This is a genomic window from Bradyrhizobium sp. BR2003, from assembly GCF_009720285.1.
In the GTDB taxonomy this organism is placed as follows: domain Bacteria; phylum Pseudomonadota; class Alphaproteobacteria; order Rhizobiales; family Xanthobacteraceae; genus Bradyrhizobium; species Bradyrhizobium elkanii.
The window spans coordinates 25,249-49,035 of record NZ_SMYJ01000024.1; the positions used below are offsets into that span (position 1 = coordinate 25,249).

Annotated in this window: 25 protein-coding genes; 16 read left to right on the forward strand and 9 right to left on the reverse strand. The window is 66.2% G+C overall.

The annotated features are described in order from the left end of the window. The first annotated feature begins 5 nt into the window (after nt 1-5). The 7 genes from E2I15_RS16290 (at nt 6) to E2I15_RS16320 (ending at nt 7,662) form a co-directional block, all read left to right on the forward strand. Nucleotides 6-764, forward strand: coding sequence for a hypothetical protein (locus E2I15_RS16290; RefSeq protein ID WP_137483400.1), 759 nt, complete (start codon nt 6-8; stop codon nt 762-764). Between the two features lie 610 nt (nt 765-1,374). After that, the gene (locus E2I15_RS16295) at nt 1,375-2,292 is read left to right on the forward strand and encodes an ABC transporter permease subunit (protein WP_018272404.1); all 918 of its coding nucleotides are present in this window, start codon (nt 1,375-1,377) and stop codon (nt 2,290-2,292) included. Nucleotides 2,293-2,302: 10 nt separating this feature from the next. Further along, nucleotides 2,303-3,628 (forward strand): high-affinity branched-chain amino acid ABC transporter permease LivM, encoded by a 1,326-nt coding sequence (livM, locus tag E2I15_RS16300; RefSeq protein ID WP_026192977.1) that lies wholly within the window; start codon nt 2,303-2,305, stop codon nt 3,626-3,628. Next, nucleotides 3,625-4,458 (forward strand): ABC transporter ATP-binding protein, encoded by an 834-nt coding sequence (locus E2I15_RS16305; RefSeq protein WP_137483399.1) that lies wholly within the window; start codon nt 3,625-3,627, stop codon nt 4,456-4,458. The genes livM and E2I15_RS16305 overlap by 4 nt, the downstream gene beginning before the upstream one ends. Beyond that, nucleotides 4,455-5,204, forward strand: coding sequence for an ABC transporter ATP-binding protein (locus tag E2I15_RS16310; RefSeq protein ID WP_137483398.1), 750 nt, complete (start codon nt 4,455-4,457; stop codon nt 5,202-5,204). The genes E2I15_RS16305 and E2I15_RS16310 overlap by 4 nt, the downstream gene beginning before the upstream one ends. Nucleotides 5,205-5,370: 166 nt before the next feature. Then, complete coding sequence (locus tag E2I15_RS16315) at nt 5,371-6,489, forward strand: branched-chain amino acid ABC transporter substrate-binding protein (protein ID WP_018272407.1); 1,119 nt, start codon at nt 5,371-5,373, stop codon at nt 6,487-6,489. 177 nt (nt 6,490-6,666) lie between these two features. Then, nucleotides 6,667-7,662 (forward strand): P1 family peptidase, encoded by a 996-nt coding sequence (locus E2I15_RS16320; RefSeq protein ID WP_137483397.1) that lies wholly within the window; start codon nt 6,667-6,669, stop codon nt 7,660-7,662. Here E2I15_RS16320 and E2I15_RS16325 read toward each other — a convergent pair. Continuing rightward, entirely contained in the window at nt 7,659-8,453 is a 795-nt protein-coding gene (locus E2I15_RS16325) for an EF-hand domain-containing protein (protein WP_137483396.1), read from the reverse strand. The two genes, E2I15_RS16320 and E2I15_RS16325, sit on opposite strands and share 4 nt — an antisense overlap. Before the next feature lie 251 nt (nt 8,454-8,704). Between E2I15_RS16325 and rpe the strand changes: the two genes are divergently transcribed. Next, complete coding sequence (rpe, locus tag E2I15_RS16330) at nt 8,705-9,406, forward strand: ribulose-phosphate 3-epimerase (RefSeq protein ID WP_038380608.1); 702 nt, start codon at nt 8,705-8,707, stop codon at nt 9,404-9,406. Nucleotides 9,407-9,419: 13 nt separating this feature from the next. Here the strand turns inward: rpe and E2I15_RS16335 are convergent, their stop codons facing one another. From E2I15_RS16335 to E2I15_RS16360, 7 genes are all read right to left on the reverse strand, one after another. Then, complete coding sequence (locus E2I15_RS16335; RefSeq protein WP_137483395.1) at nt 9,420-10,898, reverse strand: serine/threonine protein kinase; 1,479 nt, start codon at nt 10,896-10,898, stop codon at nt 9,420-9,422. A 5-nt stretch (nt 10,899-10,903) separates the two neighbouring features. After that, nucleotides 10,904-11,644 (reverse strand): metallophosphoesterase family protein, encoded by a 741-nt coding sequence (locus tag E2I15_RS16340; protein WP_137483394.1) that lies wholly within the window; start codon nt 11,642-11,644, stop codon nt 10,904-10,906. A gap of 107 nt (nt 11,645-11,751) precedes the next feature. Continuing rightward, nucleotides 11,752-12,345: a TetR/AcrR family transcriptional regulator gene (locus E2I15_RS16345; RefSeq protein WP_137483393.1), complete on the reverse strand. Its 594-nt coding sequence runs from the start codon at nt 12,343-12,345 to the stop codon at nt 11,752-11,754. Continuing rightward, entirely contained in the window at nt 12,342-12,476 is a 135-nt protein-coding gene (locus E2I15_RS39560; RefSeq protein WP_016843141.1) for a hypothetical protein, read from the reverse strand. Before E2I15_RS39560 ends, E2I15_RS16345 begins: the two co-directional genes overlap by 4 nt. Before the next feature lie 631 nt (nt 12,477-13,107). Further along, nucleotides 13,108-13,716: a hypothetical protein gene (locus tag E2I15_RS16350; protein WP_016843143.1), complete on the reverse strand. Its 609-nt coding sequence runs from the start codon at nt 13,714-13,716 to the stop codon at nt 13,108-13,110. Then, entirely contained in the window at nt 13,709-14,398 is a 690-nt protein-coding gene (locus tag E2I15_RS16355) for a DUF2135 domain-containing protein (protein WP_137483392.1), read from the reverse strand. Before E2I15_RS16355 ends, E2I15_RS16350 begins: the two co-directional genes overlap by 8 nt. After that, on the reverse strand, nt 14,395-15,177 hold the full coding sequence (locus E2I15_RS16360; RefSeq protein WP_137483391.1) for a MotA/TolQ/ExbB proton channel family protein: 783 nt from the start codon (nt 15,175-15,177) through the stop codon (nt 14,395-14,397). Before E2I15_RS16360 ends, E2I15_RS16355 begins: the two co-directional genes overlap by 4 nt. A gap of 249 nt (nt 15,178-15,426) precedes the next feature. Between E2I15_RS16360 and E2I15_RS16365 the strand changes: the two genes are divergently transcribed. The 3 genes from E2I15_RS16365 (at nt 15,427) to E2I15_RS16375 (ending at nt 18,936) form a co-directional block, all read left to right on the forward strand. After that, nucleotides 15,427-16,797 (forward strand): sensor histidine kinase, encoded by a 1,371-nt coding sequence (locus tag E2I15_RS16365; protein ID WP_137483390.1) that lies wholly within the window; start codon nt 15,427-15,429, stop codon nt 16,795-16,797. A gap of 1 nt (nt 16,798) precedes the next feature. Then, the gene (locus tag E2I15_RS16370; protein ID WP_137483389.1) at nt 16,799-17,467 is read left to right on the forward strand and encodes a response regulator; all 669 of its coding nucleotides are present in this window, start codon (nt 16,799-16,801) and stop codon (nt 17,465-17,467) included. Nucleotides 17,468-17,763: 296 nt separating this feature from the next. Then, the gene (locus E2I15_RS16375; RefSeq protein WP_137483388.1) at nt 17,764-18,936 is read left to right on the forward strand and encodes a M20 aminoacylase family protein; all 1,173 of its coding nucleotides are present in this window, start codon (nt 17,764-17,766) and stop codon (nt 18,934-18,936) included. Between the two features lie 53 nt (nt 18,937-18,989). Here the strand turns inward: E2I15_RS16375 and E2I15_RS16380 are convergent, their stop codons facing one another. After that, nucleotides 18,990-19,553 carry a cytochrome b gene (locus E2I15_RS16380; protein WP_137483387.1) on the reverse strand — a complete coding sequence of 188 codons (564 nt, stop codon included), beginning with the start codon at nt 19,551-19,553 and terminating at the stop codon, nt 18,990-18,992. A gap of 184 nt (nt 19,554-19,737) precedes the next feature. Between E2I15_RS16380 and murI the strand changes: the two genes are divergently transcribed. From murI to rpsD, 5 genes are all read left to right on the forward strand, one after another. Further along, nucleotides 19,738-20,535 carry a glutamate racemase gene (gene murI / locus E2I15_RS16385; RefSeq protein ID WP_137483386.1) on the forward strand — a complete coding sequence of 266 codons (798 nt, stop codon included), beginning with the start codon at nt 19,738-19,740 and terminating at the stop codon, nt 20,533-20,535. A gap of 59 nt (nt 20,536-20,594) precedes the next feature. After that, nucleotides 20,595-21,371, forward strand: a complete 777-nt coding sequence (locus E2I15_RS16390; protein ID WP_137483385.1) for an HpcH/HpaI aldolase family protein — start codon at nt 20,595-20,597, stop codon at nt 21,369-21,371. 212 nt (nt 21,372-21,583) lie between these two features. Next, the gene (locus E2I15_RS16395) at nt 21,584-21,973 is read left to right on the forward strand and encodes a cupin domain-containing protein (RefSeq protein WP_170991797.1); all 390 of its coding nucleotides are present in this window, start codon (nt 21,584-21,586) and stop codon (nt 21,971-21,973) included. A gap of 119 nt (nt 21,974-22,092) precedes the next feature. Continuing rightward, entirely contained in the window at nt 22,093-22,878 is a 786-nt protein-coding gene (locus tag E2I15_RS16400) for an acyltransferase (protein ID WP_137483384.1), read from the forward strand. Nucleotides 22,879-23,148: 270 nt separating this feature from the next. Then, nucleotides 23,149-23,766 (forward strand): 30S ribosomal protein S4, encoded by a 618-nt coding sequence (gene rpsD / locus E2I15_RS16405; protein WP_137483383.1) that lies wholly within the window; start codon nt 23,149-23,151, stop codon nt 23,764-23,766. The last annotated feature ends 21 nt before the right edge of the window (nt 23,767-23,787 follow it).

Here is a 23,787-nt window from a genome sequence, read left to right on the forward strand (position 1 = left end):
GTAAAATGACCGAACGAACGCGCGTTTTCGTCGCAACGCCCTGCTACGGCGGCGATCTGAAGATGGCCTATGTGTTGTCCGCCCTGAAGCTTCAGGCTGCGGCCGCGGCCCGGGGCATCGACATCCAGTTCCATCTGATCGGAAACGAATCGCTGATCGTGCGCGCCCGGAACGAACTGGCCCACCAATTCCTTGCATCCGGAGCCAGCCATCTCCTGTTCATCGATGCCGATATCGGGTTCGAACCCGAGTCCGTCTTCCGGCTGCTGGATTGCGGCACCGATGTTTCGGCCGCGGCCTATCCGCTCAAGCACATCGATTGGGCCAAGGTGCAGCGGGCTGCGGACGCCAAGCGCAAGAACCTCGCGTCATCCTCGCTGGACTATGTCGTCACATGGGAGGGCGACCAGATCGCGGCGCGCGGCGACGGCTTCGCCAAGGTCCGATATACCGGAACCGGCTTTCTCATGATGACGCGATCCGCCCTCGTCAGGCTGTGCGACGCCCATCCCGAACTCAAATATCGGGCGAACCACAAGAGCAACGACTTGAACACCGGCGACCTGGTTCGCGCCGACCTCGACCGCGTCTCGCTGTTCGAATGCATGATCGACAAGACGACCGGCGAGTATTTGTCCGAAGATTACGCGTTCTGCCGGCGCTGGATCGATCTCGGCGGCGAAATCTGGCTCGACCTTCGAAGCGAGCTCACGCATTTCGGTTCATACGCCTTCCGCGGCCGCTTCGCCGATCAGTTGGCCTGAACCAGACAGGCCGTAGCTCAAGCTGGAAAACCTGAACAAGGAAGGCCTCGCCTTTCGGCGGGGCCTCCTGCTGGTTCGGCTCAATTGTCCGAATTAGCGCTCCGGATTGGACTGCTGGCCCTGCCGGCCCGGATCCTGCTGTTACTGGCCGGGCTTTTGGCCGCCGCCCTGCTGCTGCTGGCCGGGCTTCTGACTCGGGTTCTGGTTCGGCTGGCCCGGATTCTGATTTGGGTTGCTCATTCAGCTGCTCCCTTTGCTTTCATCAAGCTGGGGGACAACGCGCGCGTCGGAAGCGCGGTTGCTGGGGAAACACGGGTTCCGGCGTGATCATTGCAGGGCAAAGCCATGTCGGCCCTGTGACATCGGAACCGCATCCGCCAAACTAGTTATGTACAAGCCCTTTCTGCTGCTGCCACGCTGTTGCCGCGGCCGGGGTTCCACTGTTAGAAAACAACACGACGCGACGGATCAGGCTGCCGGGGCCCTCGCCGCGTCACCCTCGACGTAGCGTTTTCGAGCGAAGTGGGAACCGGTTCGCGTGAAGAAAACGCGTCCAGATCAACACGAGAGCCTGGTCGGTTCTCAACCGAACAGGCTCTGACGGCAGCGTATGGATTATTTCGCCCAGCAATTGATCAACGGCCTCGTGCTCGGTTCGATCTACGGCCTGATCGCCATCGGCTACACGATGGTCTACGGCATCGTCGGCATGATCAATTTCGCGCATGGCGACATCTTCATGATCGGCGGCTTCATCGCGCTGATCTCGTTCTTGGTGCTGGTGTCGCTCGGCCTCACCGCGATCCCCCTGATCCTCCTGATCGTGCTGCTGGTCTCGATGGCGATCACCGCGCTCTATGGCTGGACCATCGAGCGCATCGCCTACCGGCCCTTGAGGCATTCGTTCCGCCTCGCGCCGATGCTGTCGGCGATCGGCATGTCGTTCGTGCTGACCAACTTCTCGCAGGTGTCGCAGGGCGCGCGGGTGAAGCCGGTGCCGCCGATCATCACCGGCGGCTACACACTGCATGAAGGCTCCCAGGGCTTTGCCGTGCAGCTCTCCAACATCCAGATCATGGTCGTGCTGGCCACCATCGTCGTGCTGGCGCTGTTCACCTGGCTGGTCTCGCGCACCCGGCTCGGACGCGACATGCGCGCCTGCGAGCAGGACCAGACCATGGCCGCGCTGCTCGGCGTCGACGTCGACCGCACCATCTCGATGACCTTCGTGATCGGCGCCGCGCTCGCCGCGGTCGCAGGCATGATGTATCTCTTGTATTACGGCCTGGTCGATTTCTTCATGGGCTTCGTCGCCGGCATCAAGGCGTTCACCGCCGCCGTGCTCGGCGGCATCGGCTCGCTGCCGGGCGCCATGCTCGGCGGGCTCGCGATCGGCCTGATCGAGACGTTCTGGTCGGCCTATTTCTCGGTGGAGTACAAGGACGTCGCCGCGTTCTCGATCCTGATCGTGGTGCTGATCTTCATGCCGACCGGCCTGCTTGGCCGTCCCGAAGTCGAAAAAGTCTGACAGGCACTTCGTGAGCGCGACCTCAGCCCGCCCCTCGCACGCCGCGCAGCCCTCGGGCAGCGCCTTCATTCTCAAGAAAGCCCTGATCAGCGCCCTTGTCGCGCTGGTGCTGTTCTCGCTGATGATCGGCGTCCGGACCGAGGCCGGCCCGCAGGGCGGCCTGATCTACTGGACACGATTCGGCGACCTCGCAGCCCTCGTCGGCGCGGTGTTCGGCGGCAGCATCGTCGTCGAGCTGCTGCGGCAATGGTGGGGACCGGTCGACAAGGACCGCATCGTGCCGAAGCCAGTGCAATCAGCGATGTCGTTCGCCGGCCGCTGGCTGGCACCGGCGCTCCTGGTCTTCACCTTCCTCGTGCCTGTCATCTTCTACAACCAGCGCTACATTCTCGACCTGTCGATCCTGGTCCTGACCTATGTGATGCTGGGATGGGGATTGAACGTCGTGGTCGGCCTCGCCGGCCTGCTCGACCTCGGCTATGTCGCCTTCTACGCGGTCGGCGCCTATTCCTACGCGTTGCTTGCCACCAATTTCGGATTGTCGTTCTGGGTCTGCCTGCCGCTTGCCGGCATCCTGGCGGCGTTCTGGGGCGTGCTGCTCGGCTTCCCGGTGCTGCGGCTGCGCGGCGACTATCTCGCGATCGTGACGCTCGCCTTCGGCGAGATCATCCGCCTCGTCATCATCAACTGGCAGAGCCTGACCGGCGGCCCCAACGGCGTCTCGGGAATTCCCCGCCCGACCATGTTCGGCATTCCGCTGACGGCGGGTGATGACGGGCTCGCCGCCAAGCTCGGCATCGAATTCTCGCCCACGCACCGCCTTGTCTTCCTGTTCTACCTGATCCTGGCGATGGCGCTGATCACCAACTGGGTGACGATCCGGCTGCGGCGGCTGCCGATCGGCCGCGCCTGGGAGGCGCTGCGCGAGGACGAGGTTGCCTGCCGCGCGCTCGGCATCAACACCACGACCACCAAGCTGACGGCGTTCGCGACCGGCGCGATGTTCGGCGGCCTCGCCGGCGCGTTCTTCGCCACGCGGCAGGGCTTCATCAGTCCGGAATCCTTCACCTTCCAGGAATCGGCGTTGGTGCTGGCGATCGTCGTGCTCGGCGGCATGGGCTCGCAGCTCGGCGTGGCGCTCGCAGCGCTGACCATGATCGGCGGCTTCGAGCTGTTCCGCGGCCTCGATCAATACCGCATGCTGGTGTTCGGCATGGCGATGGTGCTGCTGATGATCTGGCGCCCGCGCGGGCTGATCGGCCATCGCGCACCGACCGTGTTCCTGGAACGCAACCAAGCGATCTCGTCCGACCTCGTCAAGGAGGGCCACGGATGAGCGGCGACCCCATCCTCACCGTCGACCGCTTGATGATGCGCTTCGGCGGCATCGTGGCGGTCAACGAGCTGTCCTTTGCGGCCGAGCGGCGCCAGATCACCGCGCTGATCGGGCCGAACGGCGCCGGCAAGACCACCGTGTTCAACTGCATCACCGGGTTCTACCGGCCGAGCGGGGGCGCGATCCGCCTCGCCCATGACGACGGCCGCACCATCCAGCTCGAGCGGCTGAACGATTTCCGCATCTCCAAGCAGGCCAAGGTGGCGCGCACCTTCCAGAACATCCGGCTGTTTCCCGGCATGACCGCGCTGGAAAACCTGATGGTCGCTCAGCACAACGCGCTGATGCGCGCCTCGGGCTTGACCCTGCTCGGGCTGCTCGGCCTGCCGTCCTGGCGCGAGGCCGAGCAGCGCGCCATCGATCTGGCGCGGACCTGGCTCGCACGCGTCGGCCTGCTCGACCGCGCCGACGATGCCGCGGGCAACCTGCCCTATGGCGACCAGCGCAGGCTCGAGATCGCGCGCGCGATGTGCACTGAACCGGCGCTGCTCTGTCTCGACGAGCCGGCAGCGGGACTGAACGCGCGCGAGAGCGGCGGGCTGAACGAGCTGCTGCTGTCGATCCGCAACGAACAGGGCACCTCGATCCTCCTGATCGAGCACGACATGTCGGTCGTGATGGAGATCTCCGATCACGTCGTGGTCATGGATTACGGCGTCAAGATCGCCGAGGGCACGCCGCAGACGGTGCGCGACGACCCCAAGGTGATCGCCGCCTATCTCGGCGCCGACGAGGAAGAGGCGATCGCCGTGATGGAGAGCGGCACGTGAGCGCGACACAGCCAACGACACCCCTGCTCGCGGTGCGCGGCGTGCGCGCGGCGTATGGCAAGATCGAGGCGCTGAAGGGCGTCGATATCGAGATCAATCGCGGCGAGATCGTCGCCCTGATCGGTGCCAACGGCGCCGGCAAGTCGACGCTGATGATGACGATCTTCGGCCGGCCGCGCGCCCGCGCCGGCGCGATCGAGTTCGACGGCCGTGACATCACCGGCGTGCCGACCCACGAGATCGCACGGCTGCGCATCGCACAATCGCCGGAAGGCCGGCGGATCTTTCCGCGCATGAGCGTCGCGGAAAACCTGCAGATGGGCGCCGATGCCACCGAATGCAGCGAGGCCGAGCGCGCAGCCGGGCTGGAGCGGGTGTTCGCGCTGTTCCCGCGCCTGAAGGAACGAGTAGCACAACGCGGCGGCACGCTGTCGGGCGGCGAGCAGCAGATGCTCGCGATCGGCCGCGCCCTGATGAGCCGGCCCCGCCTGCTGATGCTGGACGAGCCCTCGCTCGGGCTCGCACCGCTGATCGCGCGGCAGATCTTCGACGCCATCCGCACGCTGAACCGGCAGGACGGCCTCACCGTGCTGATCGTGGAGCAGAACGCCAACCATGCGCTGAAGCTCGCCCATCGCGGCTATGTCATGGTCAACGGACTGATCACGCTGGCCGGAACCGGCGCCGAATTGCTGCAGCGCCCGGAAATCCGCGCCGCCTATCTGGAAGGCGGCCGCCGCGGCTAGCTGCGCGTTCCGTGCCGCCACCGCAAGCAGGATGCAGCTGATGCAGCGTCGATTTGCCTGAAAATTGCCGGTGACTTCGCCGCGAAATCAGCTGAGAATGCCCGCGGTTTTGGGGCCCGGCGCGCCGGGCCCTTCCGCAAGAGGCAACGACCACGAGGGACGTCTCATGAAATCACTGAAGCTGATCGGCCTGGCATTGGGCGCTTCGTTCGCATTCTCGGCGAGCGCGTTCGCGCAAGACATCACCATCGCAGTCGCGGGCCCGATGACGGGCTCCGAATCCGCTTTCGGCCGGCAGATGAAGAATGGCGCCGAGCAGGCGGTCGCCGACATCAACGCCGCCGGCGGCGTGCTCGGCAAGAAGCTCGCGCTGGAAGCCGACGACGATGCCTGCGATCCGAAGCAGGCGCGCTCGATCGCGGAAAAGATCGGCTCTTCGAAGATCCCGTTCGTGGCCGGCCATTTCTGCTCGTCGTCCTCGATCCCGGCCTCCGAGGCCTATGCCGACGCCAACGTGCTCCAGATCACCCCGGCCTCGACCAACCCGCTGTTCACCGAGCGCAAGCTCTGGAACGTGGCGCGCGTCTGCGGCCGTGACGACCAGCAGGGCCTGGTCGCCGCCGACTACATCATGAAGAACTACAAGGGCAAGAACGTCGCGATCCTGAACGACAAGACCACCTACGGCAAAGGCCTCGCCGACGAGACCAAGAAGGCGCTGAACAAGGCCGGCTTCCAGGAGAAGATGTTCGAGTCGTACAACAAGGGCGACAAGGACTTCAACTCGATCGTGTCGCGCCTGAAGCGCGACAACATCGATCTGGTCTATGTCGGCGGCTACCATCAGGAGGCCGGCCTGATCCTGCGCCAGATGCGCGACCAGGGCCTGCAGACCGTGCTGATGGCGGGCGACGCCATGAACGACAAGGAGTTCGCCTCGATCACCGGCCCCGCCGCCGAAGGCACGCTGTTCACCTTCGGCCCCGACCCGCGCAACAAGCCGACCGCGAAGGCGATCGTCGAGAAGTTCAAGGCCAAGAATATCGACCCCGAGGGCTACACGCTCTACACCTACGCCGCGATGCAGGTCTGGACGCAGGCCGTCGCCAAGGCCGGCTCGACCGACGCCAAGAAGGTGATGGACACCATCAAGGCCGGCGAGTGGGATACCGTGCTCGGCAAGATGGCCTTCGACGCCAAGGGCGACATCAAGGCGATCGATTACGTCGTCTACAAGTGGGACGCCAAGGGCAACTACACCGAGATCAATCCGAAAGGCTCCTGAGCCGTTCGCGCGTCTGATCCATCAGAGATACGAGAACGCCCCGGTCCGCCGGGGCGTTTTTTTGACCGGATGCCGGCAAGTCTTACCGCACGCCTCCGCCCGCCCGCGCCCGACGGTTGATGCATCCGTCGCGGCTGCTATACCGGATCGATCGGACAGCAGGCGGATGGACCCATCGTGAAAAACCTTCTCACCGATATTGGCGGCGTTGCCGTCGGCCATGCCGACGATCCCACGGTCGCCTCCGGTGTCACGGCCATCCTGTTCGAACGGCCGGCAGTCGCCTCGATCGATGTCCGCGGCGGCGGTCCGGGCACCCGCGAGGAAGCGCTGCTTTCGCCGCACAACGTCGTCGAGGCAATCGACGCCATCGCGCTGTCCGGCGGCTCGGCGCACGGGCTCGATGCCGCCGGCGGCGTGCAGGCCTGGCTCGCCGAGCGCGGCCGTGGCTTCCGCATTCGCGACGCGGTGATCCCGATCGTGCCCGGCGCGATCTGCTTCGACCTGCTCAACGGCGGCAACAAGGCGTGGGGACGCTTTCCGCCCTATCGCGATCTCGGCTACGCGGCGGCCAATGCCGCCTCTGATGCCTTCGAGCTCGGCAGCGTCGGCGCCGGCCTGGGCGCGACCACGGCCAACCTGAAGGGCGGCCTCGGCTCGGCGTCCGACGTGACCGACGACGGCGTGACGGTCGCGGCGCTCGCGGTGGTCAACGCGGTCGGCAGCGTCACGGTCGGCAGCGGCCCCTGGTTCTGGGCGGCGCCGTTCGAGGTCGGCGGCGAGTTCGGCGGGCGCGGCCTGCCGCCCGCGTTCACCCCGGACATGCTGAAGGCGCGGCTGAAGGGCGGCGCCGACGCCAGCGCCGCCGAGAACACCACCCTCGTCGTCGTGGTGACCGACGCGCAGTTGACGAAGCCGCAGGCGCGGCGGCTTGCGATGATCGCGCAGACCGGCATGGCGCGTGCGATCTATCCCGTGCACGCCCCGCTCGACGGCGACGTGGTGTTTGCCGCCGCGACCGGCGCCAAGCCGATCGATCCGCTGTTCGGCCTCACCAGGCTCGGTGCGCTCGCCGCCAACACGGTGGCGCGCGCCATCGCCCGCGGCGTCCATTCAGCGACCGCGCTGCCATTTGCCGGCGCGCTGCCGAGTTGGCGGGACCGGTTCGGCTAGGCGCTAACGGAAACCGAAGCAAAGTCCTGCGCGGAGATCGCCTTCGCCTGGCGCTGGATCAGCTGCTCGACGATATTGTAGGACGAGGCCGCGTTGAGGGTCGCGGAGGACGCGGCTGGCGTCGTCATCGACACCTTCGAGCCGTCGGCATAGGTCGTCGTCGTGGTGGTCGAGCCGTCGCTGTTGGTCACCGACGTCGAGGTCGCGCCGTCCAGCGCCTGCATCAAGGGATCGGAGCTCGATCCGCCCGCGCCGCTGGCGGAGCCGGAACCATCGGTCAAGCCGCTGGCCATGTGATGGCGATGATGGCCGCCCTTGTGGCTCTGCAACGCCTGGGACATCTCGTCGAGGCTGACGCCGCCGTCGCCATTGCTGTCGAGCTTGGAGAACACGTCGTCGGCCTGCGCCGTGTTGGTGCCGCCGGCGCCGAGCGCGTTCTCGAATTCGGACTGGGTGATCTTGCCGTTGCCATCGGCATCGATCTGCGAGAACAGGTCCTTGAGCGCATCCGAGCGGCTGGCCGCCGTCGGGCTGTTTGCAACCGCGGTCTGCGACTGGCTTTGCGCGGAAATCAGCGCGCCCATCGTCAGCGGCGAAATCTGCGCGGAGCCGCTGCCCGAGCCGGTGCCGGTGCTGCTGCCGGTCGACGTCGAGGTACCGGTCGAAGGGGCGAACAGGCCGGTGGTCTGCCTCCCCCGACTGGAGCTGCCGGTCTGCGTCGTCGACTTCGACGACATCAGCGAGCTCAAGAGGTCAATGGCCGACGACGCAGCGCCAAGGGCGAACAGCATGGCAATACTCCAACCGGGCCGCGCCTGGCGGCTCAAACGCTGGTCAGTGGCTGAGCAAACGGCGTGCCATGGCAAAAACCCAGTGAAACCAGGCGTTCCCGCGTCGAAGCGGTTCCGCGCACCCGGCAAGAGCTGCCGCCGGCGGAAGAATTTTCCGGTCACGGAGCGCCGTCGGCTCGCATTGCCCGCCACGCCTGCGCATGTTAGGCGGACTCACCCGTCGCCCCCTGAAGTCTTCCGGAACAGCTGACATGACTCAGTCATTCACCCCGCGTCCCCTCGTTATCGCTCCGTCGATCCTGGCGTCGGATTTCTCAAAGCTCGGCGAGGAGGTCCGCGCCGTCGACCAGGCCGGCGCCGACTGGATCCATCTCGACGTGATGGACGGACACTTCGTGCCGAACATCTCGTATGGGCCTGACGTCATCAAGGCGATGCGGCCCCACACCAGGAAGATCTTCGACGCCCACCTGATGATCTCGCCCTGCGACCCCTATCTGGAGGCGTTCGCCAAGGCGGGCTGCGACCACATCACGGTGCATGCCGAGGCCGGCCCGCATTTGCATCGCTCGCTGCAGGCGATCCGTGCGCTCGGCAAGAAGGCCGGCGTCTCGCTCAATCCGGCAACGCCGGCGAGCGCGATCGAATACGTGCTCGACCTGATCGACCTCGTGCTGGTCATGTCGGTCAATCCCGGCTTCGGCGGCCAGGCCTTCATCCGCTCGGCGATCGGCAAGATCAGCGACGTCAGGGCGATGGTCGCGGGCCGCCCGATCGACATCGAGGTCGACGGCGGCGTTGCGCCCGACGTCGCGGGCCAGCTCGCCGCCGCCGGCGCCAACGCCTTTGTCGCAGGGTCCGCCGTGTTCAAGGGCGGCACCGTCGAAGCCTACAAGACCAACATCGCCGCGATCCGCCATGCGGCGGCCGAAGCGCGCGGCGAAGCGATCTGACGATCCGGAGAAGCTAGAACAACGCGGGCGGCGTGGCCGCGGCATTGGCCGCCTGGTCCGCCGCGCCGTCACCTTCATCGGCATCCGTCGCAGGCGCCAGCCGCGACGGCCGCACCACGGTCACCGTGCACGGCGCTTCCCCCGCGACCCTGGCGGACACGCTGCCGAGCAGCGCGCGTCGCAGCGAGTTCTGCCGCGCGCCGATGATGATGTGGTCGACCAGATTGACCGCGGCGAATTCCAGGATCGCGGCGGCGGGATCGATCGCCTCCAGCACATGCACGGTCAGCCGCCCTTCCTCGAGCCCGAACGGCCGCGCCCAGTGCTGCAGCGCCACCAGGCGGTCGACATGCTTGTTCTGGCCCTGCTCGTCATGGGTGCGGTCGATCGCCAGGCGATTGAGCTTCAGCACGTTGACGCAAGCGAGCCGCGCCGACGGCGAGGTCGACAGCACCCGCTCGGCAGTGACGCGGATGGCGTCGTTCAGCGCCTCGGCTCCCTCGCCGACATCGAGCGCGACGGCGACGATCGGGCTCGCGGCGAGCTGGGCCGCGACATCAGACTTCGGCCGCGGCGGCACCGCGCCGAGATTGAAGCGGCGGCGCCAGACCGTGCCGAGCGGATCGCGGCTCAGCCGCTGCGCCCGCGCCGTCAGCTTCACCTGATCGGGATGGCCGAGATCGAAGGCAAGCTGCGCCGCGGTCGGATAGCGCGCCACGGGGTCGATCTCCAGGCAGCGCAGCACGATCTCCTGCAGCCAGGGCGGATAGTCGGGCTTCAGCTGGCGCGGCGGATAGGGGTCACGCCACAGCCGCCGGCGCATGCCGCGCAGGCTTTCGGTCTCGCCGAACGGGCGGATGCCGGTGGTGAAGAAATAGAGCAGCACGCCGAGCGAAAACAGATCGCTGCGCGGATCGTCGCGTACGCCGAGCAGGCGCTCCGGCGCCATGTAGGGCGCGGTGCCGTAAGGCAGGCGAAACTCCTCCTGCAGCAGGTCGGGCAGATGCCGGTGATGCGAGAGGCCGAAATCGATCAGCACCGCCTCGCCGCGCTCGCGGAACATGATGCTGCTCGGCTTGATGTCGTGATGGATGACGTTCTGCCGGTGCAGGCTGGCGAGCGCGGTCGCGACTTTGCCGCCGATCACCCTCACCGCCTCATACGGCATCGGCAGCTCGCCGAGCCGCTTGTAGAGCGTCTGCCCGGGGATGCGCTCCATCACCACATAGGCCTGGCGTTCGAAGTCGCCGGTGCCGAAACAGGCCGGCACGTGCGGCCCCGACAACCGCGGCAGGATCATCTGCTCCATCTCGAAGCTGACGATCGCGGCCGGATCCTCGCCCTCCGAGGTCAGCGGCACCTTCATCAGTAGCGGCACGGTGATGCCGGGATGGGTGACGCTCCACAGCGTTGCCATACCGCCGCGGTGCACGCGTTCGCCGATGGTGAAGCCATCGATCTCGGCACCCGCCTGCATCGCCAGCGCCGCCATCGGCGTCACCGGCCGAGCGGCAGACGGTCGGCGAGCCAGTGCGGCAGGCCGTTCGCCTTGATCCGCGCCGCCGCGGTCGCGACGTCGTAGGGCACGCGATGATAGGTGATCTCGCGGCTTATGGTGTCGAACATGGCAAACGACGCCGCGGGATCGCCGTCGCGCGGCTGGCCGACCGAGCCGAGCACCGCAAGCCAGCGCCGCCCCGGCAGCAACTGAACAGCGATGCCCGAAGTCGGAACGAAGCTCGTCATCTTGGCGGTCGAGGACATCGAATAGAGGCCGGGACGATGGATGTGGCCGCAGAACGTGATCTGCAGCTCGGTGGCCATCATGCTGCGCGCGGCGTCGGCGGTGTCGCGAACGTAGCGCCATTTCGTGGGCTCCGAAGCTTCGGCGTGCACGTAGAGCCTGTTGTCCTCCTCTCGCGACATAGGAAGCCCAGCGAGGAACTCCTTCTGCTCGCCGCTGAGCCGGCCGCGGGTCCAGTCGATCGCGGCCTGCGCCTCGGCGTTCATGGTGTCGCTCGGCACGCCGATCGCATTGTCATGATTGCCGCGCACCGCGATCGCACCCTTGGCGACGAGGTCGATCACCGTATCGACGGCCCATTCGGGATCGGCGCCGTAGCCGACGATATCGCCGAGGCAGATCAGCCGCTCGGCGCCGCGCGCATGCGCAGCGTCGAGGCAGGCGGCGAAGGCCTGCCGGTTGGCGTGAATATCGGCGAACAGTGCAAGCCGCATCGTGGTCCGCGTTGCTGATCCCTGTCCGATATCAAGCACACGCGGCCCCGGGCTCGCAATCGGGCCAAAGGCATCAGGCGGTCAGAGGATGTCGGCAGAAAGGTCGGTCAGGGCTTGCAGACCCGCAGGCCCTTCAGCAGCAGGGCCAGCAGCGCGTCGATCCGCGACGGGCATTCGGGCTTGGCCCATTCCTCGGCATGCGCCGGGTGATGGTAGCGGACGGTGGCGTCGAACACCGCACGCGCGGTCGCCTTCACATTGTCGATCTCGAACACGCCCTGCGCGACACCGTCGGACAGGATTTTCGCGATCAGATCGACCTGTTTGTCCTTGTAGGCTTCCACCACCTCGCGCGCGTCCTGCGCCAGCGCAAGGTAGGTCGCGAACATCTCGGGATCGTCACAGACCTTCTTCTGCTTGATCGAGAAGGCGGTGCGCAGCCATTGTTCCAGCCGCTCCGGCGCCGGACCATCGCCGGCTGCGATCTTGCACAGCGGCTCATTGGCGCGGTCGAGCCAGCGCTTGGCGACGGCATCGCGCAGCGAGGCTTTGCTGGGGAAGTGACGGTAGACGCTGCCGTGGCTGACATCCAGCGCACGGGCAACGTCGACAACAGTGGCCTTGGTCAGCCCGAAGCGCCTCAAGACATCCTCAGTTGCCTCAAGGATCCGCTCGGGTGTCAAAACCACCGCCTCGTTCATGCGTTTACCGTCTGGTTATCGCTGTCCTGCCCGCGGGTGAACTTGGCGGCTTGGGCGGCCAAGTGGCGGGCGACGCGAAGATTGAGCCACTGTTGAATCTGGGCGGTCAATTGAAAGATTTCTATGGTCATGGAGGTAGTCCTTCGAGGTAGTCAAATTAAGTCCGGCTCCCTGGCCAAACGCCGGAACAGCCACTGGGCGCCCTCCTCCCTTGGGCTCCCGAGTATATACACCATCTCGCTGACAGATTTCAATATCTGTCAGACAATATTTTGTGACATGACAGCCGTGGCCCCCCCCCCGGAACGGTCCACCCCTGGCTTATGGGCGCTACAACGTTCCGTGAGCGGTCGGGGCGATATGCCGGTCCGTGCCTATGTCTCCGCTCAGGGCTAGCCAGGAGAGGTTTGCATGGACCGGCCAATGACCTTGAAGGAGATCGCCAAGATCACCGCGGGCGCGGTGGTCTCGCTCGTCATTGTCGGGTGGCTGATGGTTCTCGCGATCGCATTTCTGACGGTGCTGTAAGCCCGCCCCGCCGCGCCGGCCTCTCACCGGGCCTTGCCGCCGGAATCGAAAGGGGCCGCTTCACGCAGCGGCCCCTTTGCCGGGAAAAATGGCTTGGGGATAAAATCTAGCCCCGGTTAGCCACAAGACTACACACTTCAGGGAATTGAGGAATTCCGGATGATTACTGTCCATCCCGCTGACTGATTATTGCCGATCCCTATTTTTGTGCCACCCTCCCGGGTAGGCATCCCGCTATTGCTGCTCGTCCTTGGGCGGCATCCGGGGCGGCGGCAGCGGCGTGAACACCGACCCTTGCGCGCCGGCCGGCGGAGCCACGAACGTCCCCGTCGTGGAATCACCGCCGGTCGTCTCCACGATCGTCTTCGGCGTGATGTACTCCCTGACGAAGTCCATGATGGTGCCGTCGCCGCCGCCGAAATCCGCCGCCCGCCCGCCTTGCGGATGCCCGGCCTTGATCTCGTTCTCGGCGGTGTGGGTCTGCTCCGCCAACGCCTCGCTATAGGGAATGCGGAAAGCGCGCGGGATCGCGCTCGGCCGGTTGTCCTCGTCAAGCTCCTCGACCCAGAGATAGATCGAGCCCGGGTCGCCCTCGAGCGAATGCGGCTCCACGATGCGCGTCGACAGCAGCTTGAAATTCGCCGGCAGTTTTTCTGCGGACGCCCAGCCAAGCAGACCGCGCATGCCGCCGAAGCTGACGAAGTAGAACGCGCTGGTCACGACGATGACGACGGCCTTCAGCGACCAGTGCAGCCGCGCATAGACCAGCACGATCAAGAGCAGCGCACCGACCACCGCGTATGCGACCGCAAGCGTGAGGATCACTGACTGCAAGCTAATCATTGCGGAGCACCCTGACGCCGGTTTTCGGGACACCGGTTTTCGGATCGAGGTCGCCGCCGTTGCGCCAGCTGCTGCGGAAGGTCTCGAGCAGCGATTTCGGCCGCCGGTCGACGTTGATCACCTTGCCTTCGGCGTCGAGACGAAACCTGACCGCGGTCTTCTCGTCGCCGGTGTGATCGACGGTCAGCTTGTCGTCGAAGATCACCTGCGCCGTCGGATTGAGTTTTTGCACCTTCACATTGGCCTGCACCGGCTCGCCGGTCGTGGCCTGGAAATGCGAGACGTTGACGGTGTATTCGCCGGCAACGACGCCGCGCAGCGTGACGATCTCCTCGCGGATCGGCGAGGCGATCTTCTTGCCGTTGACGATGATGAAGTCGTTGGCGCCGCCGCGGTCGTCGCGATCGAGCGTCAGGAAGCCGGCCTCGCGATGCCGGTACCAGGCGATGTTGCCGGCCGGATCCTGCACGAACAGGTCGAGGTCGTCAGGATGATTGTCCGGCCAGTCCATCGTGATGATGAACTCCGCCTTGGATTCGATCTTGCCTTCCTTGGAGTCCGGCGACACCGCGAGCAGCGCCAGGAAGAACAGGAAGGCGATGACCTGCAGCGCCTTGAACAGCATGACGCCGAGCGGATCGAACGGCTCCTCGCGTGGATAGAGCCCGAACTCATCCATCATGACGGCGCACCAAGGCGACGTTCCAGGGCCGGCGTAACGTGCGTCTCGGTTAGCACGACGGCGTCGGAAAACACCCGCTGGGTCGCGGAATCGAGCATGTAATACTGGATCCGGACCAGGATCGATCCGATCAGCCCGGCCAGCGTCGTGTACATCGCGACCGCCATGCCGTCGCTCATCAGGCCCATCGACGATTTCATCGCGACCTTGTCGGCGGCATCCAGCGAAGCGATCGGCGCCAGCATGATGATGAAGCCGATGATGGTGCCGAGCAGGCCGAGCTTCATCAGCGTGTCGGAGACGAAGGCGCCAAAGCCGTTGGACCCGCGCAGCCGGTCCGCCAGCGTCCGCAGCAGCAGGGTCTGGTCGATGCGTCCCTTGGCCTGCGCCTCGGCCTTCTGCACCAGGCTTTTGATGTGATCGGTGACGAGCCCGCCGGGCAGGCCGCGCGCATCCGATGCAAGCGCCCCCGATGCAAGGATCTTGGCGCCATCCGGCGTGGCGAGGATGGTGCGGCAGGAGCGCGCGACCTCGCCTTCCCGCGCGATCGCCCGCGTCCGCCAGAAGCAATGGATGCAGGTGACGATGTAGAGGACGGCGATGACGCTGGAAATGTAGGTGCGGTCGGAACTGATCATGAGGCGGATCAGCCCGTAGCGCCACAGCAGGAAGGCGGCAAACAGCGAAAGGCCGGTGAAGATCATCCAGAGCAGCAGGGCGCTGCGCTCCGCCGCGTCCGTGCCGGCCGATGCGGCCGCGACGTCGACCTTGGCATCCATGCTGCGTGAGCTCCCTGTGGCGACTGTTCCATGAGGCTCCGCGGGCCTCACTTTCCGTTAGAGCAGAGCCGGCCTGCGCCGTCCAAAGACATCTGCCCAGATTTCGTCGGGCAAATTTCCCGACCTGCGCAGCTTCGCATGCTTGCGATTGGCGGGGAACAGCGCTGCTGTTAGCATCGCATCTCTCGTTTGAGCATGACCACCCGCTTCTCTCCGTTGCGGATCATGCTCTGGCCGTGGAGTGATCGCATGCGCCTCGTGCTTCAACTGGTCGCCCGCCTGCTCGTGATCGTCGCGCTATGCCTCGGCGCAGCCACCGTCTGGGCCACGATCGACGCCTATCGCAGCGTCGATCGCGCCACCCAGGCGTCCGCCGAGCGGGTTTCGCAATCGCTCGAAGCGCTGTACTGGCGCGAATTGCTGCTGCGCAGCAACCGGATGCGCGAGCAATTGCTGCCGGCACCGGACTGGCGCACCATCGAAACCATGGGCCTGATCGCGCCCGGGATCTGCGTGCAGTTCGACCCGGCCGGCGCCTTCGAGAAGCCACTCTGCGGCCAGAGCAAGGGGATCGGCAAGGCGCCGCCGCGCTGGTTCGCGGCCACCGTGCAGATGGTACTCGGCGATCACGCCACCGTGGAGCGGCCGATCAGCGCCCGCGCCGCGACCGCGGGAACCGTCCGCGCCATCGCCGATCCGGACGCCGCCATCGCGCTCGCCTGGCAGCACATTCTCGACAACATCCATGTCGCGCTGTTGATGGCGCTCGCCATCGCGCTGCTCGCCTCGCTTGCGATCGCGCACACGCTGGCGCCCGCCCACTCAATCGTGTCGGCGCTGCGGCGCATGGCCGACGGCGAGTACCGTACGCCGCTGCCGCGCGTCCGCTCGATGGAGCTCGCGATGATCGGGCGCGCCGTCAGCGATCTCGGCGACCGCCTCGCGCTCGCCGAGGAGGAACGCACGGTGCTGACCCGGCGGCTGCTCGAAATCCGCAACGACGAACGCCGCACGCTGGCGCGCGAGCTGCACGATGAGTTCGGCCAGAACCTCACCGCGATCCTCGCCTTCGCCAACACGATCGAGGCAAGCGCCGGGGACAAGTATGCCGCCGGCACCGAAGTTGCGCAGGATGCACGGATGATCTCGCAGGCGACGCGCCGCATCATGGCGTGCCTGCGCGATACACTGAACCGGCTGCGCCATCCGCCGGCCGAAGAGCTCGGGCTGGAGGCAAGCCTGGTCGATCTCGTCGACAGCTGGCGGTCGCGCACGGCGCGACCGATGATCCAGCTCGATTTGCGGGGCGACCTTGCCGACATCAGCGGCACGGTCGCCGCCACCGCCTATCGCGTCGCGCAGGAGTGCCTGACCAATGCGCTGCGCCACAGCTCGGCGCGCGAGATCGTGCTGCGGATCGAGCGGAGAACCGGAAGCGAGAACGCCCTGCTGGTGCGCGTCGAGGACGATGGCGGCGGCGATGCGGCCAAGGTGGCGCAATCCGCGGGCTTCGGCCTCACCGGCGTCAGCGAGCGCGTCACGGCCCTCGGCGGTTCGCTGTCGATCGCGCGCGCCAGCCGCGGCCTGTCGGTCGCCGCCACGATCCCGCTCGCCGCGTGAGATGACAACCGTGACGTCGACGACGGCGGAGATTCGGGGCATCTCGATCCTGCTGGTGGACGATCATCCGGTCGTCCGCCAGGGCTACCGGCGCGTGCTCGAGCATCAGGACGATTTCCGCGTGGTCGCCGAAGCCGACAACGCCGCCAATGCCTATCGCGCGTTCAAGTCGCACCGGCCCGATGTGGTGGTGATGGACATTTCGATGCCGGGTGCCAGCGGACTGGAGGCGATCCGCAACATCCGCGCGCGCGACGCCGACGCGCGCATCCTCGTCTTCAGCATGCACAGCGAGGCGGCCCAGGTGAAGGCGGCATTCGGCGCCGGCGCCAGCGGCTTCGTCACCAAGGGCAGCGAACCGGCCGAGCTGATCGCGGCGATCCGCTCGGTGGCGCGCGGCGAGCATGCGATGAGCGACGACGTTGCGCGCGTGCTGGCGCTGGAGAGCCTGGTGCCAACCCGATCGGCGCTCGACCAGCTCGGCGAGCGGGAGATCGAAATCCTCCGGCAGCTGGCGGCCGGCAGCACCAAGGAGCAGATCGCCGCCAACCTCAACCTCAGCACCAAGACCGTGCAGAACTATCACTACCTCATCAAGGCCAAGACCGGCATGCGGACCGACGCCCAGCTGGTCCGCCTCGCCGTCGAATGCGGGCTGGCAAACCTTTAGACCTCAATAGTCGGCCAGCCCGCGAGCTCTCTGCACCTCTCCCGCTTGCGGGGGAGGTCGGATCGCATCGCGATCCGGGTGGGGGCTCTCTCCACGATGTGACTCGCCGAGAGAGCCCCCACCCCAGCCCTCCCCCGCAAGCGGGAAAGGGAGAGGGTCTCCTTCGCGGCAACGCGTGCGCCGCGGCCGCCACCATAGACCGGTTTCTTCTCCACTCCCCCAACGCAGCGGGTTACGCTACGCTGACCCGCCCTACGAACCGACCTTCCCTCCGACAACAAGAAACGGACCCTCCCATGCCCATCGTCAATCGCGTTGCCGCCCTCTCGGATGAAATGGCCGCCTGGCGCCACGACTTCCATGAGAATCCCGAACTGCTCTACGAAGTCCACCGCACCGCCGGCATCGTCGCCGAGAAGCTGCGCGAGTTCGGCTGCGACGAGGTGGTGACGGGGATCGGGCGCACCGGCGTGGTCGGCGTGATCCGCGGCCGCAAGTCCACTTCAGGAAAAACCATCGGCCTGCGCGCCGACATGGACGCGCTGCCGATCGCGGAGGCTTCGGGCGTCGCCTACGCCTCGAAGATTCCCGGCAAGATGCACGCCTGCGGCCATGACGGCCACACCGCGATGCTGCTCGGCGCCGCCAAATATCTCACCGAGACGCGCAATTTCGACGGCACCGCGGTCGTGATCTTCCAGCCCGCCGAGGAAGGCGGCGCCGGCGGCAAGGCGATGGTCGACGACGGGCTGATGACCCGCTGGGGCATTCAGGAGGTCTACGGCCTGCACAACATGCCGGGCCTGCCCGAGGGTTACTTCGCGACCACGCCGGGACCGATGCTGGCCTCGTCGGACACGTTGAAGATCGTCGTCCACGGCAAGGGCGGTCACGCCGGCGCCGCGCCGCACGAGGCGGTCGACAGCGTGCTGATCGGTGCCCAGATCATCAATGCGCTGCAATCGATCGTATCGCGCAATGTCGACCCGCTGAAATCGGCGGTCATCTCGATCACCATGTTCGAGGCCGGCACCGCGTTCAACGTGATCCCGGAGACCGTGACGCTGGGCGGCACCGTGCGCACGCTCGATCCAGGTGTGCGCGACCTGGTCGAGCGCCGGATCGGCGAGGTCGCCTCCAGCATCGCCAAGGCCTATGGCGGCTCGGCCGAGACGGATTATGGACGCATGTATCCGGTGACGCTGAACCACGCGCGCGAGGCCGGCGTCGCCGCCGAGGTCGCCCGCGACGTGGTCGGCGCCGACCGCGTCAACGACAATCTGGTGCCGGTGATGGGCGCCGAGGATTTTGCGTTCATGCTGGAGGCGCGCCCCGGCGCGTTCGTCTTCCTCGGCATGGGCGACGGTCCGATGTGCCACCACCCCGCCTACAAGTTCAACGACAACATCCTCGGCCACGGCGCCTCCTACTGGGTGCGCCTGGTCGAGAAGCAGATGCCGGCGGGGTAGGTCAGCACGGACGTGGTAGTCACCTCTCCCCGTCGGAAGAGGTAGACTTTGCCTCAAGTCGCGTGATCGGCCGGACTGGCGCGGATCATCCGCGCGGCGACACGGTCGCGCTTGACGAAGTGGTGGAAGGCGACCGCGGCGAGGTGCAGCACGATCAGCGCTAGCAAGACATAGGCGAAGAAGATGTGGCGATGCTCAAAGGCATCCGCCGCCGCCTTGTCGGGCGAGGTGATCTGGGGAACGTGAAACAGGCCGAAGAAGCTCGAATAATCCTGGGCGCGGGCGCCGGAATGCGCCCAGCCCAGCATCGCCACCAGGATGGTGACGGCATAGAGCGCGCCGTGGCTGACCCGGGCGGCAATCCGCTGCCAAGAGGGCATGTCGGCCGGCAGCGCAGGCGTCGGGTTAAGGCCGCGCCAGACCAGCCGCAGCACGGTGAGCAGCAGCACCAGGTAGGCGATATCGGCGTGGATCGAGCGGTAGAAGAACTTGTCCGCCCGCGCCGGGACGTGGTTCATCCACCAGCCATAGGCCAGCATGCCGATGATGGCGATGCCGAGCCCCCAGTGGAACGCGCGGGCGAGCGAGCCCCAGCTCGCTGCGGTATTGCGGATCATGTCGCGTTGCCCCCTTGCGGCCGCATTTTTGGATTTCACACGTCGCAGCAATAGTTTGCCGTGATACTTGCAGCTATCGGTCAAGGCCATGTGAAATTCCCGGCTTCACCGCCTTTTGTCGGCCGAAGCCCCCGGATGGCCAAAGACAACTGAATGGTAACCCTGCTTCGGATAGAATTTTCGCGTGTCCATTCCCCCGACCATCCTTGTGTTCGATTCCGGCCTCGGCGGCCTCACCGTGCTGCGCGAGATCGTCCGCGCCCGGCCCGACGCGCATTACGTCTATGTCGCCGACGACGCTTTCTTCCCCTATGGTCACCACGGCGAGGACGAGATCATCGCCCGCGTGGTGCCACTGATCGGTGAACTGATCACGGCCCGCGCGCCCGACCTCGTCGTGATCGCCTGCAACACGGCATCCACGTTGGTCATGTCGCATTTGCGCGACGCCTATCCTTTGCCCTTCGTCGGCACCGTGCCGGCGATCAAGCCGGCCTGCGCCTCGTCGAAAACGAAGCGGGTGTCGGTGCTCGGCACAAGGGGCACCGTGAAGCGCGAATATACCCGCAAGCTCATCTCGGACTTTGCGCAGGGCTGCGAGGTGACGCTGGTCGGCTCCGGCGAGCTCGCCTCGCTGGCGGAGGCCGCCCTCAGCGGCGAGAGCGTGCGCGACGAGGACATCGCGGCCGAGCTCGCGCCCTGCTTCGTCGGCGATGGCGCCCACGACCCCGCCCGCACCGACACCGTCGTGCTGGCCTGCACGCATTACCCGCTGCTGCTGGAGCGGCTGACCCGGCTCGCGCCCTGGCCGGTCGACTGGATCGATCCGGCGCCGGCGATCGCACGCCGCGTCGCCGACCTGCTCGGCCCGGCCGGCCACGAGAGCGACCAGGCCGGCGCCGAGATGATCTTCACCTCGAAGCGCCCGCACGCGCTGACGGAAGCGCTGACGCCATTCTTCGGCGGCCGCGTCCCGGCCTGATCCTTTTCGCCGTCACAACGCGCTGCTAGCCTCTGCTCTCCTTCGAGGGAGGACCGAATTTGACCGCAGCCCCGCTGACGCCGCTCAATCGCCTGCGCAAGGCGTGGCGCGACAAGCGCCCGACCTTCGGCGCGATCGCGACCATTCCCAGCATCCAGACCGTGCAGATCATGGCGCAGTCGCTGGACTGGATCATCGTCGATCTCGAGCACGGCCCGATCGATCTCGGCACCGCCCATGCGATGATCGTGGCCACCTCGGGCACGCCCTGCGTGCCGATGGTGCGGATCGCCGCCAACGAGCCGCATCTCGCCAAGGCACCGATGGACATCGGCGCGCTCGGCATCAATTTTCCGATGATCTGCAGCGCAAGCGATGCGGTGAAGGCGGTGCGCAGCGTGCGCTATCCGCCGCAAGGCGACCGGCTCTGGGGGCCGTTCCATGCGCCGTTCCGCTGGGGCGTCTCGATGAACGACTACATGGCGACCGCCGACGACGACATGATCTGCATGATCACCATCGAGCATGTCGATGCCGTGAACCGCATCGACGAGATCATGGCGACGCCGGGCATCGACCTCGCGGTGATTGGCCCCGGCGATCTCGCCACCTCGATCAACAAGCGCGGTCTGCCCGACGATCCCGAAGTGGTCGCGCTGATGCAGCGCGCCGAACAAGGCATCATGAAAAGCGGCGTGCCGATCGGCGGCGTGGCGCGCACCGCCGAACAGGCCAATGCGATGATCGAGCGCGGCTACCTCGCGCTCGCGCTGGGCTTCGACTGGTCGCTGTTCCAGCGCGGCATTGCGGCTGCGTTCGCGGGGATCAAGCGGTAAGGCGTCAAACGCGGCCACGCGGCGCTCCGCTCGTTCACAGCTTCCGGGTCGCCGAGACAACTCGTTCGCCTGAGGAGCTCATGAATATGCGGCGCAAACCCGCGGTGTTGGATGAACGAACTAATCCCAATGTCGCAAGTGCACATCACACGTCGCCTGCTTTCCGCCGCGATTCCGCGCTGCTAGAGTTTTGCGGGTTGGGAGGAAAATGCATGTTCAGGAGATTACTGCTTGGTCTCACCGTGATTGCCCTTGCCGGTGCCGGCGCTGCCTTGGCGCAGCAGAGCGGCATCAAGCGGACGCCGCTGCAGAAGGTCGATTTTCCGCCGGGCTACAACACGGTCACCGCGATCGCCGAGGTTCCGGCCGGGGGTGCGTCGGGGCGTCACACCCATCCCGGCGCTGAAACCGGCTATGTGCTCGAAGGCGAGCTCGAGCTTCTGATCGACGGCAAGCCGCCGTTGAAGCTGAAGGCGGGCGATTCCTACCAGATCCCGGAAGGTGCAGTGCACGACGCCAAGACGTCAGGCGACAAGCCGCTCAAGGTGCTCGGCGTCTACGTGGTCAAGGCCGGCGAGCCGTTGGCAATACCAGCGCCGTGAGCAGAACCCCCTGGTCTTCGGCCAGTTGGTTCATCTGAGCTTCAGGTGCGGCGAGCAACCATTTGAGCTCGCCGGGCCTTTTGATTTTTGCCTGTTTGCAAGGGAACTAAACCGAACGGATGCGCGGTAAATTTCGTCAGATTTCATTGCCGCGCCGTCTCGTCGCCGATCTGATGCATGCATCGGCTGGCGTGCCGCTGGTCTCCCTGAAGCGCACCCTGAACGTCCGTGCAATCGTCGAGGCCCGCGCACGTGCGGCGCAGGCACCGGGCTGGGCCGCCATCTTCGTCAAGGCATTCGCGCTGGTCGCCAGGAGCGAGCCGACCCTGCGCACGCTGCACGTCAAATGGCCGTGGCCTTGCCTCTACGAGCTGCCGCGCAGCGTCGGCATGGTGGCGATTGCGCGCGTTGAGAAGGGCGAGGACTGCGTGCTGTTCGAGCGCGTCTGTGCCGCCGACGAGATGCCGCTCGCCGAGGTCGACGCGCTGATCCGCCGCGCCAAGACCGCGCCGCTGCACGAAATCCCCTCGTTCCGCAAAATGCTCTGCGTGACGCGCCTGCCGCTGCCGCTGCGCCGCCTGGCGTGGGCGATCGGGATGAATTTTGGCCGGCAGCGCGCCAATTTCTGCGGCAGTTTTGGCGTGACCTCGGTCGCGGCCTATGGCCCCGGCGAGTTGCATGCGCTAAGCCCGGGGCCATTCCTGTTGAGCTATGGCGTGATCAGGCCGGACCACACTGTCGACGTGGTGCTGCGCTGGGACCATCTGGTCTGCGACGCCGCCCTGATCGCGCAGACCTTGACCCGCCTCGAGCAGGTGCTGGGCGGCGAAATCGCCGCGGAACTGGGCGCGAGCCGGCCGCAAGCCGATGCCCGGCTGGTCCGGGCGGCTGGAAGCCGCCTCTGAGGGACGAAATTGGCCAATTTTGACGCCGATTCGGCCCAAAATGCCCTGCGTTTTGTTTGACAGAACCGGACTTTCTCCTTAAGACCACCCTTGCTCGCGGGCCGGTTTCGGCCCGCGATGCGTTTCGCGACCCGTGGTCCTCCCCGAGCTTTCGAGGCGGACCTGTCGGTACAGGCCTTTTGGCCGGTACACAGGAGGGCGCGTCTCCTCAAACCTGAAACTGACAAACGCCGGCCGCTGGATAGCGACGGCTATGCAAAAGAGGACGCGATGACAAAGCGCAGTGAGGCGAAGTACAAGATCGATCGCCGCATGGGCCAGAATATCTGGGGCCGCCCGAAGAGCCCCGTGAACCGCCGCGAATACGGCCCCGGCCAGCACGGCCAGCGCCGCAAGGGCAAGCTCTCCGACTTCGGCGTGCAGCTGCGCGCCAAGCAGAAGCTCAAGGGCTACTACGCCAACATTTCCGAGCGCCAGTTCCACGGCATCTATGTCGAAGCCAGCCGCCTGAAGGGCGACACCGGCGAGAACCTGATCGGCCTCCTGGAGCGCCGTCTCGACACCGTGGTGTATCGCGCCAAGTTCGTCTCGACGATGTTCGCCGCGCGCCAGTTCATCAACCACGGCCACATCAAGGTGAACGGCCGCAAGGTCAACATCGGCAGCTACAAGCTGAAGGTCGGCGACCTCATCGAGGTCAAGGACTCCTCCAAGCAGCTCACCCCGGTGCTGGAAGCGGCCCAACTCCCCGAGCGCGACGTGCCCGACTTCATCGAGGTCGATCACTCCAAGATGACCGCGAAGTTCGCGCGCACCCCCGGCCTCTCGGACGTGCCGTTCCCGGTGCAGATGGAGCCGCATCTGATCGTCGAATTCTATTCGCGCTGAGCACAGCACGCATGCGAGATC

What these genes read in the sequence shown, in the direction of transcription:
- E2I15_RS16295 (WP_018272404.1), top strand. Translation starts at nt 1,375, where the DNA reads ATGGATTATTTCGCCCAGCAATTGATCAACGGCCTCGTGCTCGGTTCG.
- E2I15_RS16350 (WP_016843143.1), bottom strand. Translation starts at nt 13,716, where the DNA reads ATGATTAGCTTGCAGTCAGTGATCCTCACGCTTGCGGTCGCATACGCG.
- E2I15_RS16400 (WP_137483384.1), top strand. Translation starts at nt 22,093, where the DNA reads ATGCGCGGTAAATTTCGTCAGATTTCATTGCCGCGCCGTCTCGTCGCC.
- E2I15_RS16360 (WP_137483391.1), bottom strand. Translation starts at nt 15,177, where the DNA reads ATGGATGCCAAGGTCGACGTCGCGGCCGCATCGGCCGGCACGGACGCG.
- E2I15_RS39560 (WP_016843141.1), bottom strand. Translation starts at nt 12,476, where the DNA reads ATGACCATAGAAATCTTTCAATTGACCGCCCAGATTCAACAGTGGCTC.
- E2I15_RS16325 (WP_137483396.1), bottom strand. Translation starts at nt 8,453, where the DNA reads ATGCTGTTCGCCCTTGGCGCTGCGTCGTCGGCCATTGACCTCTTGAGC.
- E2I15_RS16290 (WP_137483400.1), top strand. Translation starts at nt 6, where the DNA reads ATGACCGAACGAACGCGCGTTTTCGTCGCAACGCCCTGCTACGGCGGC.
- E2I15_RS16370 (WP_137483389.1), top strand. Translation starts at nt 16,799, where the DNA reads ATGACAACCGTGACGTCGACGACGGCGGAGATTCGGGGCATCTCGATC.
- E2I15_RS16335 (WP_137483395.1), bottom strand. Translation starts at nt 10,898, where the DNA reads ATGGCGGCGCTGGCGATGCAGGCGGGTGCCGAGATCGATGGCTTCACC.
- E2I15_RS16380 (WP_137483387.1), bottom strand. Translation starts at nt 19,553, where the DNA reads ATGATCCGCAATACCGCAGCGAGCTGGGGCTCGCTCGCCCGCGCGTTC.
- rpe (WP_038380608.1), top strand. Translation starts at nt 8,705, where the DNA reads ATGACTCAGTCATTCACCCCGCGTCCCCTCGTTATCGCTCCGTCGATC.
- E2I15_RS16375 (WP_137483388.1), top strand. Translation starts at nt 17,764, where the DNA reads ATGCCCATCGTCAATCGCGTTGCCGCCCTCTCGGATGAAATGGCCGCC.
- rpsD (WP_137483383.1), top strand. Translation starts at nt 23,149, where the DNA reads ATGACAAAGCGCAGTGAGGCGAAGTACAAGATCGATCGCCGCATGGGC.
- E2I15_RS16315 (WP_018272407.1), top strand. Translation starts at nt 5,371, where the DNA reads ATGAAATCACTGAAGCTGATCGGCCTGGCATTGGGCGCTTCGTTCGCA.
- E2I15_RS16395 (WP_170991797.1), top strand. Translation starts at nt 21,584, where the DNA reads ATGTTCAGGAGATTACTGCTTGGTCTCACCGTGATTGCCCTTGCCGGT.
- E2I15_RS16365 (WP_137483390.1), top strand. Translation starts at nt 15,427, where the DNA reads ATGCGCCTCGTGCTTCAACTGGTCGCCCGCCTGCTCGTGATCGTCGCG.
- E2I15_RS16340 (WP_137483394.1), bottom strand. Translation starts at nt 11,644, where the DNA reads ATGCGGCTTGCACTGTTCGCCGATATTCACGCCAACCGGCAGGCCTTC.
- E2I15_RS16345 (WP_137483393.1), bottom strand. Translation starts at nt 12,345, where the DNA reads ATGAACGAGGCGGTGGTTTTGACACCCGAGCGGATCCTTGAGGCAACT.
- E2I15_RS16305 (WP_137483399.1), top strand. Translation starts at nt 3,625, where the DNA reads ATGAGCGGCGACCCCATCCTCACCGTCGACCGCTTGATGATGCGCTTC.
- E2I15_RS16355 (WP_137483392.1), bottom strand. Translation starts at nt 14,398, where the DNA reads ATGATGGATGAGTTCGGGCTCTATCCACGCGAGGAGCCGTTCGATCCG.